This window comes from Roseovarius sp. 10 (assembly GCF_033100315.1).
Lineage (GTDB): Bacteria > Pseudomonadota > Alphaproteobacteria > Rhodobacterales > Rhodobacteraceae > M30B80.
The window spans coordinates 1201918-1215242 of the sequence record NZ_JAWLVH010000001.1 but is presented as its reverse complement, the minus strand read 5'-3'; the positions used below and the strand labels follow the sequence as shown (position 1 = coordinate 1215242).

The following is a 13325-nucleotide window of genomic DNA, read 5'->3' as shown; positions in this document are numbered from 1 at the left end:
CCTAGTCCCCTTTGGTGTTTTGCGCAAGCGCAGCATGGTGAAGGCCGCTTTCGGTGACGACCACATCCAAGGGTTGATCTGTTGGCTCAACGGGCAAGCCGCCAAATCGTTGGGCACTATAGGCAAAGCCAATCGCGCGCAAATTAGGCTTTGCTACGCGCAGACCTTCTAGGCTGCGGTCGTAAAACCCGCCCCCATACCCAAGGCGCTGGCCATGATCGTCAAACCCGACCAAAGGAACAATCACGATATCAGGGATCAGGCTTGCCCCTTCTGGCGGGATTTCTGCGCCAAATTCCCCCGTGATCAACGGGCCATCATAAGCCCATTCTCGAAACAGCAGCGCCGCATCCTTGGCCACGATTACGGGAAGGCAGAGGCGATTTTTCTGCCCCAAACGTGCCATTGCAGGGCGGGGGTCTATTTCCGTGCGGATGGGCATATACGCGGCGATGATTGCCCCCTCGACTGGCCCGATTTCAGCCAAAAGTCGCGCGGTCGCGGCCTCAGGCGCAGGCCCTAATTCGGTATGGGCCAATTTACGCGCGGCGAAGGCAGATTTGCGCAAGAGCGCCTTGTCATTCGGGGTTGTCATTTTTGCCTCTTGCCTTTGCGCCGAAATCTTCATTCAACACGATCATAAGGTCGTGCAAGGGCGCAAGGATGTTTGCGCGCGACCATAACCCTGCATAAAGGCGACTTGAAGATGATGATGGTATTAGATCACGTGGCAATCGCCGCAGAAGACTTGGCTGGCGCCGAGGCAGAATTGACCGCGGCCCATGGCCTGACCTTTCAAGGCGGCGGTCAGCATATGGATATGGGCACTCATAATCGCCTCATTGGGCTTGGGCCTTCGGAATATTTGGAACTGATTACCCCGTGCCCAGACATTCCCGCACCTTCGCAACCGCGTTGGTTTGATTTGGATCGGTTCTCTGGCGCGCCGCGGGCGCGGTCTTGGGTCTGCGCAGTGACAGATTTGGACGCTGCTTTGGCGCAAATTCCCTTTCCTGTGGGCAAGGTCTGGAATTTGGGCCGTGGTGATCTGCGGTGGCGCATGACGATCCCTGAAGATGGGATTTTGCCGTTTGATGGCCTGTTTCCTGCGCTGATCGAATGGCAATCGGGCGGCCACCCTGCAACGCGCCTGAATGAGGTTGGGGTGCGACTTGAGGCGCTCGCGCTAGAAACGCCACAGGCGGAGGCGCTTCGGGCCGCGCTTGCGCCTCTTTTCGCGGATACCCGCTTGTCTATCGCCAAGGCGGACACGCCTAAGATTTCCGTAACGCTTGCGACCGAAACTGGCACTGTGGTTCTTTAAATTGTGGTTCTCTCAACAATCGACACCTTCAAAATGACCCCAGAAATTTGTCCCGCCCGTGCCGCGCATATTCCTTCGATCCTTGAGATTTGGAACCATGTGATCCGTGACACGGCCTATACATTCACAAGCACGCTCAAGACGGTTGAAGATGTGGAACATATCCTCACCGATCAATGCGCCCTTGTGATGGTTGAAGGGGCGCGGGTCATTGGGTTCGCGCGCTTTGGCCCGTTTCGCGGGGGGGATGGTTATAGGTTTATCGCAGAACATACGATCTTGATGGCCCCATCGGCGCGCGCACGCGGGCTCGGCCCCCGCCTCCTATCGGCCCTTGAGGACGAAGGGCGAAAGGCAGGCATCGCGCGTTTCGTTGCGGGTATTGGTGGCGAAAATGACATCGCGCAGAAATTTCATAAATCCATGGGATATACCGAAACGGGGCGGATGCCGCGCATGGGGTGGAAATTTGAACGCTGGCACGATCTGGTCTTGATGCAGAAAGATCTTTGAGTGGCGGCAAAAGCCCAAAAAACTCTGACAAGCCCTGCCAAACAAGCTATGGCTAGGCCCATGTCGATCTGGGCCAAAATATCGGATGCCATATCCGCCCTCGCCCGTGGTGAAAGCCTCTCGGTTCTGTTCGAGCGCCTGCGCCGTCCGCCCGAGCGCAGTGTGGCCTTTACCATCGCAGTCATCGCGCTTGGGGCAAAAATGGCCAAGGCGGATGGTCAAGTCACCCGTGATGAGGTCGCAGCCTTTCGGCAAGTGTTCCATATTCCTGCGGCGGATACCGCTGCTGCCGCGCGTGTTTTCAACCTAGCGCGCGAGGATGTAGCAGGATTTCAGGATTACGCGCGCCGCATCGCACGGATGTTTGAGCCCGCTGCGCCAATTTTAGAGGATCTGCTTTCAGGTCTGTTTCATATCGCCCAAGCCGATGGTCACTATCACCCCGCTGAGGATGAATTTTTGGCGCGAGTGGCCGAGATTTTTGGAATTTCGCCTGCGCGGTTTTCCGCCCTGCGCGCAACATTTATCCCAGATGCGCCGCAAGACCCTTTTGCCATTTTGGGCATATCCCCTGAGGCCAGTGCACAGGACATTCGCAGCCGCTATCGCGCGCTTGTGCGGGAAAACCACCCAGACCAGATGCAGGCCCGTGGCGTGCCGCCCGAAGCGGTTAACCTTGCTGCTCATAAAATGGCGGCGATCAACCGCGCCTATGATGAGATTGTAAAATCCCAGACCCGACAGGGGGGATAGATGCGCTTCGCCAGCTACAATGTCGAATGGTTTGATGCGCTGTTTTCGGATGATGGCAGCTTGCTTGAAGATGGCACATGGTCATCGCGCTATAAAATCACCCGCGCGGATCAAGTGCGGGCCTTGGGGCGGGTTTTCATCGAGCTAAATGCCGATGCGGTGATGATCATCGAAGCCCCAGACACCAAAAAATCCCGCGACACAGTGCGTGCCCTTGAAAATTTTGCGGCCCGATTTGAGCTGCGCTGCCGTAAGGCTATCAAAGGATTTGATAACGACACACAACAGCAAATTGCGCTTTTGTATGATCCTGATCAGATGGATGTGCGCCATGATCCCGTGGCGAGCGAGGCCGCGCCGCGGTTTGACGGAAAATTCCGAATTGATCTCGATATTGATGCGCGCGCCGATGTGATTGGCTTTTCCAAGCCGCCGCTTGAGGTCGCCGTGACAACCGCTAAAGGCGCAATGCGCATGATCGGTGTTCATGTGAAATCCAAAGCCCCGCATGGGGCCCGTAGCCCCGAGGAGGTGATGCGCCTCGCCATCGCCAATCGGCGCAAACAACTGGCCCAAGCGATCTGGTTGCGTGCCCGTGTTGATGACCATTTGGCCGCAGGTGATCCCTTGATTGTGATGGGCGATTTCAATGACGGGCCAGGTTTGGATGAATATGAAAAACTGTTTGGGCGCTCCTCGCTTGAGATTGTTTTGGGCTGCGATCTGCCGCGGGCGCAACAATTGTTTGATCCGCATGCCGCGCGCGCGCTGCAAAGCCTAACTGCGGCAACACAAACCAGCGCGCGGTTTTATATCCCAGAGGAAAAGCGCTATCTGTCAGCGCTGCTAGATTATATCATGGTTAGCCCCGATTTGCGCGCCAAACGGGGGCAGTGGCGCATCTGGCATCCGTTCGAGGATGCCGCCTGCTACGCGGATATTGATCTGCGCACAGCGCTGTTGGTGGCATCCGATCACTTCCCCGTTGTGGTTGATCTTGACCTTTAACTTGGCGCCCTGAGAGGAAATCTGCGCCTTAGGGGTTGAGGGCGCGGGGTTTGCACCGCATATCTTGGGAAAGATATTTCGCAGTTTATCAAAGGCAGTGACATGACCCATCATACCGATCCCCGCCAATTCGATGCCCAGTCTGAGACAGGTGGCGGGGCATGGGCGGATTTGCCCGAATGGGATTTGAGCGACCTTTACCCATCGGTTGATGCGCCCGAACTCAAACGCGACATGGAATTTTTGACCAAAGAATGCGCGGCATTTGCCGCGGATTACGAGGGCAAATTGGCCAATCTCGATGCCAAGGCCATGCTGGATTGCGTGCTGCGCTATGAAAAGATCGACATGGTGGCAGGGCGGATCATGTCCTTTGCAGGTTTGCGCTATTACCAAAAAACCACTGATGCAGGCCGCGCGAAATTCATGTCCGATTGTCAGGACAAGATCACCAACGCGACCACTGCGCTGGTATTCTTTAGCCTTGAGTTTAACCGTTTGGACGAAGCCCATCTTGAGGCGTTGTTGGCTGCGAATGCCGAACTGGCGCGGTATCGCCCCGTCTTTGATCGGATGCGCGCGATGAAGCCCTATCAGCTGTCTGACGAGATGGAGAAATTCCTGCATGACCAATCGGTCGTGGGGGCGGCTGCATGGAACCGTCTTTTTGACGAAACGATCGCAGGCATGAGCTTTAAGGTGGATGGCGAAGTGATGGGGATTGAGGCCACGCTCAATTGCCTATCTGAGCAGAACCGCGCCAAGCGCGAGGCGGGTGCGCGCGCCTTGGTAAAGGGGTTCACTGCGCAATTACCCCTCTTTGCGCGGGTGCATAACACTTTGGCCAAAGAAAAAGAGATCGAGGATCGGTGGCGCAAATTGCCCTCCGCGCAGGCGGCACGGCATTTGGCCAACCATGTCGAGCCCGAGGTGGTCGAGGCGCTACGCAACGCGGTCGTGGCGGCCTATCCGCGCATTTCGCACCGCTATTACGCGCTTAAGGCCAAGTGGCTGGGCCTTGAGACCTTAGAGGTCTGGGATCGCAACGCGCCCCTGCCGATGGAGGATGAGCGCATCGTACCATGGATCGAGGCGCGCCGTATTGTGACCGAGGCTTATTCAGCCTTTGATCCGCGCATGGCCGAATTGGCCGAGCCGTTTTTCACCGATGGTTGGATTGACGCGGCGGTGAAAGAGGGCAAAGCGCCCGGTGCCTTTGCGCATCCCACTGTGGCCGATGCGCATCCCTATGTGATGCTCAACTATCTGGGGAAACCGCGCGATGTGATGACCTTGGCGCATGAATTGGGCCACGGCGTGCATCAGCGTCTGGCGGCAGGGCAGGGGGAATTATTGTCCTCCACGCCTTTGACCTTGGCGGAGACGGCAAGCGTTTTTGGCGAGATGCTGACCTTCCGCAGAATGTTGTCTGAGGCCAAAGATCAAGCTGCGCGCAAGGTTATGTTGGCGGGCAAGGTTGAGGATATGATCAACACAGTCGTGCGGCAAATTGCGTTTTATGATTTTGAATGCAAACTCCATGCGGCGCGGCGCGAGGGGGAGTTGACCCCTGACGATATCAACGCGCTTTGGATGAGCGTCCAAGCCGAAAGCCTTGGGCCTGTGTTTAACTTCATGGAAGGCTATGAAACCTTCTGGGCCTATATCCCGCATTTCGTGCATTCGCCCTTCTACGTATATGCCTATGCCTTTGGCGATGGGCTGGTGAACGCACTTTATGCGGCTTATGAGGAGGGCCAAGACGGGTTTGAGGAGAAGTATTTCGATATGCTAAAGGCAGGCGGGTCAAAGCATCACAAAGACCTGCTTGCGCCCTTTGGGCTTGACGCCTCTGACCCTGCGTTTTGGGATAAGGGCCTGTCTATGATTGAAAGCATGATTGATGAGCTAGAGGCGATGGAATAACCCCGCGCCACCACAGCCAAAGAAAAAGGGGCCGCGCGGATGCGTGGCCCCTTTTTTCTTACCCCGCCTTGGCGCGGATTGCGTCAATCGTTTCTTGGGTTTCTACCGCATCCTCAAGTCGCCATTTGAGCGCGGCGCCATCCAAAATGGCCGCATTCAGATTTTCCACCTGCAACACATATTGATTGACCTTGGGGAAGCGGATTTCGCGGCGCTCCATCCCTGTTTCAATCACGAGGCGGGCTTGGTCGAACACGCCCGCATTATAGGGGGTTGGGACGCGCAAAACCCCATCGCTGCCGTGGAAGGTGACCTCTTGGAACGGGTGCATCCGCATTGAGGTGAGCCATTGCGCATCAAACCCATCAAAGCCTGCCCGCGCCTCTGCGGTAACTTCACAATCGCCCTCATATTCGATTTTCGCGTCATAAATCTCGCGTAAGGTTCCACCTGTTGCAAAACGGGTCGAGCCGATGGTGTAAACCCCGATATCGGGCAATGATCCGCCACCCATGGCCGCCTTATTGCGGATGTTCTGGGTATCGGCCGCATTGTTATAGGTAAAGGCCGCACGCACGCGCTGCAGCTGCCCCAATTGGCCCGATGTAATAATCTCTCGGGCCATTTGCCATTGCGGGTGATGCACGATCATAAAGGCCTCGCTGGCAACCAGACCTGATTTATCGCGGGCTTCGATCAAAGGTTGGATTTCGGGCGCGGTCATCGCGGTTGGTTTTTCAACCAAAACATGCTTGCCCGCTTGGAGGGCTTTGATCCCCCATTCAACATGCATCGTATGGGGCAGCGGAATATAGACCGCATCAATCATCGGATCCGCCAAGAGCGCGTCATAGCTGTCATGCACGTTCAGGTCAGGGGCGATCCGAGTGAAGGGCGCGGCCTTGCCGACATCGCGCGTGGCAATTCCCGCCAAACGCCCACGCCCCGCCAGATGCAGCGCAGGTGCCATCTCGTTTAGTGCAAAATTGGATGCGCCCAAAATGCCCCAATTGACGTAATGTTCCATTCTGTCCCTCCCTTATATGCCGAAACCCTAGCGCCAAGCTGTGGCGCATGCAAAGTGCAATCATTTGATTTAGCGCAAAGACCGCTGCCTGTCTGGGGATTTAGATGGGGCGTGACTGTAATGGTAAAAGGACGCGAACCGATGTCGAACACCCCGCATGAACTGGCCGAAGATTTTCCACAGGATGCTGAGAAAATCCATGAGCTGAAAACCCAAAACGCGCATTTTGCAAAACTGGCGGCTGATTATCATGAGGTGAACCGCGCCGTGCATCGTGCCGAGACAGGTGTTGAGCCATTGGAAGAATTGGCTGAAATGGCGCTGCGCAAGGAGCGGATGCGTCTCAAAGACGAAATCGCCGCCATGTTGGCGGCGGCGTAATCGCAGATTGAAAATTTGGGGGTGGGCCTGATTGGCCCCCCGCCTTAGCCCTCAGCAGTGCCTTCGACCTGCGCCTGAAAGCGTTCAAAGAATTGATCAGCCATTTTAGTGGCAAAGCTATCAATCAAGCGCGAGCCAAGTTGTGCGATTTTACCTCCAACTTTGGCCTCGACCTCATAGGTCAGTTCGGTGCCACCGCCCTCGGCATCGGATAAGGCCACTTTCGCGCCCCCTTTGGCAAAGCCCGCAACACCGCCTTTGCCTTCGCCTGTGATCGTGTAGCTTTCAAGCGGAACGATATCGGAAAGCGTGACCTCGCCCTTAAAGGTTGCTGAAACAGGCCCAACCTTCTGTTTGACTGTAGCGGCGAAGCCTTCCTCAGGGCTGCCTGTCAATTCCTCGCATCCTGGGATGCACGCCTTGAGCACCTCGGCGGAATTCAGCGCCGCCCAAACGGTTGCGCGGTCTGCGTTCAAAATACGAGAGGCTGCTAATTCCATGGATGTCATCTCCGTCACTGTGTTGCGAAAATCCTATATCCTAGGGTGGTCAGCCGTCAATTCTGTATGGCCTAAGTTTCGAGGCGATAGGGCAGTGTGCCGCGTTCATGCGGATCAACGCGCAGTTTTCCTTCGAGAGGCGGCACGGAGCGTTGGTGACAATTTTGCCGTTCGCAAATGCGGCAGGAAATCCCGATGGGCTGATAGGCCCCATCATCGTCCAAGGGCATGCCATCGGCATAGATCAATTCCTTGGCATGTTTCACCTCGCAGCCCAAAGAGATCGCAAAGCGGCGCAACGGTGCGCCCCATGCCCCGCCTGATTTCGAAACATCCCGCGCCAAAATGAAATAGCGCACCCCGTCAGGCGTTTCGGCCAATTGACGCAAGAATTGGGTCGGTGTTTCAAAAGCCTGATGGACATTCCACAAAGGGCAAGCCCCGCCAAAGCGCGCGAATTGAAAGCGTGTCGCAGAATGGCGCTTAGTGATCGTGCCTGCTTGATCGACACGGGTAAAGAAAAACGGCACCCCTTTGGCCCCTGGTCTTTGTAGGGTGGCCAGACGATGGGCAACTTGTTCAATTGAAGCGCCAAACTGGATCGACAGGCGTTCTAGATCATGGCGGGTGGTGCGCGCGGCCTCGGCAAAACGGGTATAGGGCATTAACACAGCGCCCGCGAAATAATTGGCCATGCCGACTTGGGCAATGGCGCGGGCTGTCTCCGATTGGAACCGAGCGAAATCAAGCGTTGCGTCCAACAACTGCGCCTGCCCCAAAAGCGCGTATTGATGCAGCAATTGAAAGCGCTGTGTTTCGGGCGCGGCGCGTGGCGACAGCGTTAAAACGCGCGTTTCGGTGTCATAACGGCGCAATCCCTGATCTGTCGCGCGCCGAATTGTGACGCCTTGCGCGGCCAACATGGCCTCGGTATGCGCGGCCAAGTCCCCTTGCGCTTTCGCGGCAAAACGTTCGGCGGCATGATCCACGGCATCAATGTAATTGTCGCAATAATGGAAGAAATCCCGCACCTCCTCCCAAGGTGAGGGGGCAGCGCCGCTGCCATCGCGGCCCAATGCCTCATCCAAGGAGGCGAGGCGCTCTTGCGCCTGACGATAGGCGCGATGCAGGGAGAGGAAACTACGGGCAAGCGCGGGCGCGTTTGAGGCGGCCAGCCTCAGATCGGTCAGCGCAGGTTGGCCATCCGTGAAAACGGGGTCTGCCAAGGCCTCGCGCATATCAGAGATCAGGCGTTCCGCATCGCCCGAGGTCAGTTCAGTCACATCAAAACCAAATTCCTGCGCCAAGGCCAAAACAACCACGGTCGAGAGCGGGCGGTTGTTGTTTTCCATTTGGTTCAGATAGGGCAAGGAAATGCCAAGCTTGGCTGCGAAGTCCTTCTGCGTCAGCTCAAGCCTTTGACGCAATTCGCGCAATTTCGCGCCCACATAGAGCTTGCGTGTATCTTGGCCATTCGCGCGCATGGATTTGCCCCTTGGTTGGCTTTGCAAACCCTATTTTGCCAATTTGCAAGATTGCGCGCAAGTCTCACACGCGGGCACGGATCCCCTGATAGGCGAGAGCGGCGATCCCGCCAACAGCGGCAAGGCTCAGTGATGGATCACTTTGCCATTGCGAGACAATCACACCAACCAAGGCCCAGATCACGGCAATCGGATAAGTGATGACCCTGAGCCGCGTGGTCAAGGCGGAGGCGGTGGCAAGCGCCCCCAAAAGACCCGCCCAACCTGCAATCTCGCGGGGCATTATGCCAAAACCCGTCAAGGTTGTTGCAAGCGCCACAAACCCCGCAGCCGAGAGCCACCCCGCATATAGGCCCAAAGGCGCCCGCGCCCATGAGGTTGGGCTTATTGGTGCGCGTAAACAGGCCAGAACGGCGGTGATCAGCATGACGAAGATAAGGATCGTTGCCCAAATCGGACTGCGCAGCGCCACCTCAATCCAGATTGCGCCAATGCCTGCGCTGACGATCAGGGGCCAGCGCATGGCATCCCAGTTTGGATTGTTGGCATGGCGCCACAGCCCATAGCCCGCGCTTGCAATCAGCCACAGGTAAATGACCCCCCAAATCGCAAAGGCATAGCCCGCGGGCTGCACAGGCGGGGTGCTGACATCATAGGGCAGGGTTGAGGGGTCAAATCCTGTGAAAGGCGCGGTTAAAAGCGGCGCGCCTGCAAAGGCCAAAACCAAGACCAGCGTGACAGCGGCACGCAATGTTGTGGGGTTTAGGCCAGAGTTAGCCAAGCGTGCCATCCGCCAAAAGCCGTGTTTTGCCGCCCAAATAGGGGTGCAGCGCCGCAGGCAGGGTGACGGAGCCATCTGCCTCTTGCCCATTTTCAAGCACTGCGATCAAACAGCGCCCGACCGCAAGGCCAGAGCCGTTGAGGGTATGCACAAATTCAGGCTTGCCGCCGCCTGATGGGCGGAAGCGCGCATTCATGCGGCGTGCTTGGAAATCTCCGCAGCTTGAGACTGAGGAAATCTCGCGATAGCAATCCTGACCTGGAAGCCATGCTTCAATGTCATAGGTGCGCACCGCGCCAAAGCCCATATCGCCCGTGCAGAGCGTGACAGTGCGATAGGGGATATTGAGCGCCTCTAAAATGCCCTCAGCACAGCGCAACATCCACTTTTGTTCATCATCCGAGTGATCGGGATGCGTGATCGAAACCATTTCAACTTTTTCGAACTGGTGCTGACGCAGCATTCCCGCCGTATCGCGCCCTGCGCTGCCTGCCTCAGACCGAAAACACAGGGAATGCGCGGTATAGCGCATCGGCAATGCGGCCTCCTCCACAATCTCGCCTGAGACGATATTGGTCAGCGTCACTTCGGAGGTTGGGATCATCCACCAGCCATTGGTGGTTTCATAACTGTCTTCGCCGAATTTCGGCAATTGGCCCGTGCCGAACATCGTTTCAGGGCGCACAAGGACAGGGCCGTTCATTTCGGTTAGGCCGTTTTGATCGACATGGGTGTCGAGCATAAATTGCGCCAAGGCGCGGTGGATCCGTGCCACAGCACCCCCAAGCATCACAAAGCGCGCGCCTGACAGTTTTGCGGCTGTCTCAAAATCCATGCTTGGCGCAACAGACGACAATTCAAAATGCTCTAAAGGTTTGAAATCAAAGCTGCGCGGGGTGCCCCATTTGTGCAATTCCACATTGTCAGTCTCATCCGCCCCATCTGGCACATCAGCGGCGGGCGCATTGGGGATCGTGGCCAGCATATCGCGCAAAGCCGCATCACGGGTCTTGGCCTCATCCTCAAGGCGGGCAATCTCGTCTTTCTTTTCTGCAACAAGGGCGCGCAGGCGATCGAATTCGGCTTCATCACCGCGGGCCTTGGCCGCCCCCACATCTTTTGATGCGGCATTGCGTTCGGCCTGCGCCGCCTCAGATGCCGTGATGCAGGCGCGCCGTGCTTCGTCCAACGCCAGAATTTCCGCAGACAGTGGTGCGAGACTGCGGCGCGCAAGGTTGGCGTCAAATTGTGCGGGGTTTTCACGAATGGCGCGAATGTCATGCATTGGATTTGCCTTTATCTCAGAACGGGGCGCAGGTTCCCTTTTGGGCGGTATGCAATATTGCGCGGCGCGGGGAAAGGGGGTGTTATAATTCTTGGCGCCTCAGGGGCTGACAGCGCCGCATCTTATACCCATATAGGGCGCGATGGCAGGATTGCCGCAGGGCGCAGTCGCAGTATTGGCCTGCCTTGCGCTTCGGGCGGGGGGAAAGTAACGTGCCGCCAAATTGACGGGGCTTGGATTAACATGCACCCAAGTCCGCCAACCATCTGCCCGATCTTGGGTGAATTTGATCAAGCCTCCGCCGCTGCGGGCGCGAATATAAGGATAGACCGACCATGGAAGCATTTGCACAATTCGTGCCGCTGATTTTGATCTTCGCGATCATGTATCTGCTTTTGATCCGTCCCCAGCAGAAAAAAGCCAAAGAGCATCAGGCGATGGTTGCTGCCTTGCGCCGCGGCGATCAGGTTGTGACCGCAGGCGGCATCATGGGCAAGGTCAGCAAAGTCAAGGATGAGCGCGAGGTCGAGCTTGAGATTGCAACGGGCGTAAATGTCCGCGTTGTGCGCAACACCATCACGCAGGTTGTTTCAAAAACAGAACCCGCGAAAGAATAATCTTCGACTGACCAAGCCCTGCCATTTGGCGGGGCTTTGTGTGAGAAAAGGCTAAGATATGCTCGATATCCCGCTATGGAAACGCATCCTGATTTGGGGCGTGGTTCTGGTTGCACTGGCTTTGGCTGTTCCAAATTTGGCCTATGATCGGGTCGAGCGTCACAATGATGCCCTTGCTGCCCTCGAAGGTGGCGCACCCTCTACGCCTGAACTCGAAGCGGATCTGGCACTTTGGCCGTCTGTCCTGCCCTCAAGCCTTGTTAATCTTGGGCTTGATTTGCGCGGTGGCGCGCATCTTTTGGCTGAGGTGCGGGTTGAGGATGTCTATACCGCACGCATGGACGCGCTTTGGCCCGAGTTGCGGGATGCATTGCGCGATGCCCGCGATGAGGTAGGCCCCATTCGCCGCACCGATGCCCCCGCAGGCGAATTGCGGGTGCAATTGGGTGAGGCTTCGGGCATGGCCCGCGCGGTGGAATTGGCCCGCGGTTTGGGTGGCCCTGTTGTCAGCCTAACAGGTGTAGGATCAGCCAGCCTTGAGGCGCGCGGCGAGGGTGATGTGCTGATCGTCTCGCTTTCTGAGGCGGAGAAGATCGCAACCGATGATCGCACCATGCAGCAATCGGTGGAAATTGTGCGCCGCCGTGTCGATGAGGCAGGCACCCGTGAGCCGACCATCCAACGCCAAGGCGAAAATCGGATTTTGATCCAAGTTCCCGGTGTAGGTTCTGCACAAGAGTTGAAAGACCTGATTGGCACCACGGCACGCCTGACCTTTCACCCTGTCATCACCCGCACCAGCGACCCTGAGGCCCGTGTGGACGCGCGGCAACTGCTGCTGCCCTCGATGGATGAAGAAGGCGCGTATTACATTCTAGAAGAAACCCCCGTGGTGACGGGCGATGATCTTGTGGACAGCCAACCCGGTTTTGACGCGCAAAATGGTCAGCCCAATGTCAGCTTCCGCTTTAACCCGCACGGCGCGCGCCTCTTTGGGGAATATACATCGGCTAATGTCGGTGCGCCTTTTGCCATTGTTCTGGACGATGAGGTCATTTCAGCGCCCACAATCCGTCAGGCGATTACGGGCGGCTCTGGTCAGATCACAGGCAGTTTTACGGTCGAAAGTTCGACCCAATTGGCGGTTCTTCTGCGCGCAGGGGCCTTGCCTGCTGAGATGACCTTCCTTGAGGAACGCACCATTGGCCCTGAATTGGGGGCTGATAGTATCGCAGCGGGTCGGATTGCCGCGATTGTGGCCTTTGTGGCGGTGCTGGTGTTTATGCAGGCGAGCTATGGCCTTTTCGGCCTGTTCGCCAATATCGCGCTGCTGATGAACGTGGCGATGATCTTTGGTACCCTAAGCCTTGTGGGGGCAACCCTGACCCTGCCGGGGATTGCGGGGATCGTCCTGACGATTGGTATGGCGGTTGATGCCAATGTGTTGGTCTTTGAACGGATCCGTGAAGAATTGAAAACTGCACGCGGCCCCGCCCGCGCGATTGAACTAGGCTATGATCGTGCGATGTCGGCGATTGTGGATGCCAATATCACAACCTTCCTAATCGCGGTGATCCTGTTCACCCTTGGCTCTGGCCCTGTCAAAGGCTTTGCCGTCACCTTGGCCATTGGGATCATCACATCTGTTTTCACTGCGCTTTATGTGACGCGGGTCATGGTCGTGACATGGTTCGAACGCGCCCGCCCCAAAAAGATTGAGGTCTGA

The 13325-nt window shown here is 56.9% G+C and carries 14 protein-coding genes; 8 read left to right on the top strand and 6 right to left on the bottom strand.

Annotated features, from left to right (window positions below):
* Position 1: 1 nt before the first annotated feature.
* Positions 2-595 (bottom strand): 5-formyltetrahydrofolate cyclo-ligase, encoded by a 594-nt coding sequence (locus RYZ18_RS06165; protein WP_317655542.1) that lies wholly within the window; start codon positions 593-595, stop codon positions 2-4.
* Between the two features lie 111 nt (positions 596-706).
* Here RYZ18_RS06165 and RYZ18_RS06160 point away from each other — a divergent pair, with 111 nt between their 5' ends.
* From RYZ18_RS06160 to RYZ18_RS06140, 5 genes are all read left to right on the top strand, one after another.
* Positions 707-1324, top strand: coding sequence for a VOC family protein (locus RYZ18_RS06160; RefSeq protein ID WP_317655541.1), 618 nt, complete (start codon positions 707-709; stop codon positions 1322-1324).
* Between the two features lie 33 nt (positions 1325-1357).
* Complete coding sequence (locus tag RYZ18_RS06155; protein ID WP_317655539.1) at positions 1358-1837, top strand: GNAT family N-acetyltransferase; 480 nt, start codon at positions 1358-1360, stop codon at positions 1835-1837.
* Positions 1838-1897: 60 nt separating this feature from the next.
* On the top strand, positions 1898-2590 hold the full coding sequence (locus RYZ18_RS06150) for a molecular chaperone DjiA (RefSeq protein ID WP_317655537.1): 693 nt from the start codon (positions 1898-1900) through the stop codon (positions 2588-2590).
* Positions 2591-3598: an endonuclease/exonuclease/phosphatase family protein gene (locus RYZ18_RS06145; protein ID WP_317655535.1), complete on the top strand. Its 1008-nt coding sequence runs from the start codon at positions 2591-2593 to the stop codon at positions 3596-3598.
* Between the two features lie 102 nt (positions 3599-3700).
* Positions 3701-5524, top strand: a complete 1824-nt coding sequence (locus RYZ18_RS06140) for a M3 family oligoendopeptidase (protein ID WP_317655534.1) — start codon at positions 3701-3703, stop codon at positions 5522-5524.
* A 58-nt stretch (positions 5525-5582) separates the two neighbouring features.
* Here the strand turns inward: RYZ18_RS06140 and RYZ18_RS06135 are convergent, their stop codons facing one another.
* Positions 5583-6551, bottom strand: a complete 969-nt coding sequence (locus RYZ18_RS06135) for a Gfo/Idh/MocA family oxidoreductase (RefSeq protein ID WP_317655533.1) — start codon at positions 6549-6551, stop codon at positions 5583-5585.
* A 141-nt stretch (positions 6552-6692) separates the two neighbouring features.
* On the opposite strand from RYZ18_RS06135, the gene RYZ18_RS06130 reads away from it, so the two are divergent.
* On the top strand, positions 6693-6932 hold the full coding sequence (locus tag RYZ18_RS06130; RefSeq protein WP_317655531.1) for a YdcH family protein: 240 nt from the start codon (positions 6693-6695) through the stop codon (positions 6930-6932).
* 44 nt (positions 6933-6976) lie between these two features.
* Here the strand turns inward: RYZ18_RS06130 and RYZ18_RS06125 are convergent, their stop codons facing one another.
* From RYZ18_RS06125 to serS, 4 genes are all read right to left on the bottom strand, one after another.
* Entirely contained in the window at positions 6977-7432 is a 456-nt protein-coding gene (locus RYZ18_RS06125; protein ID WP_317655530.1) for a CoxG family protein, read from the bottom strand.
* Positions 7433-7503: 71 nt separating this feature from the next.
* A complete protein-coding gene (locus tag RYZ18_RS06120) occupies positions 7504-8916 on the bottom strand; it encodes a short-chain fatty acyl-CoA regulator family protein (RefSeq protein ID WP_317655529.1) in 1413 nt (470 codons plus the stop codon).
* Positions 8917-8980: 64 nt separating this feature from the next.
* Complete coding sequence (locus RYZ18_RS06115) at positions 8981-9706, bottom strand: tryptophan-rich sensory protein (protein WP_317655528.1); 726 nt, start codon at positions 9704-9706, stop codon at positions 8981-8983.
* The gene (gene serS / locus RYZ18_RS06110) at positions 9690-10982 is read right to left on the bottom strand and encodes a serine--tRNA ligase (protein ID WP_317655527.1); all 1293 of its coding nucleotides are present in this window, start codon (positions 10980-10982) and stop codon (positions 9690-9692) included. The genes RYZ18_RS06115 and serS overlap by 17 nt, the downstream gene beginning before the upstream one ends.
* A 335-nt stretch (positions 10983-11317) precedes the next feature.
* Between serS and yajC the strand changes: the two genes are divergently transcribed.
* Both yajC and secD read left to right on the top strand, forming a co-directional pair.
* Positions 11318-11599 (top strand): preprotein translocase subunit YajC, encoded by a 282-nt coding sequence (yajC, locus tag RYZ18_RS06105; protein WP_317655526.1) that lies wholly within the window; start codon positions 11318-11320, stop codon positions 11597-11599.
* Between the two features lie 58 nt (positions 11600-11657).
* The gene (gene secD / locus RYZ18_RS06100; protein WP_317655525.1) at positions 11658-13325 is read left to right on the top strand and encodes a protein translocase subunit SecD; all 1668 of its coding nucleotides are present in this window, start codon (positions 11658-11660) and stop codon (positions 13323-13325) included.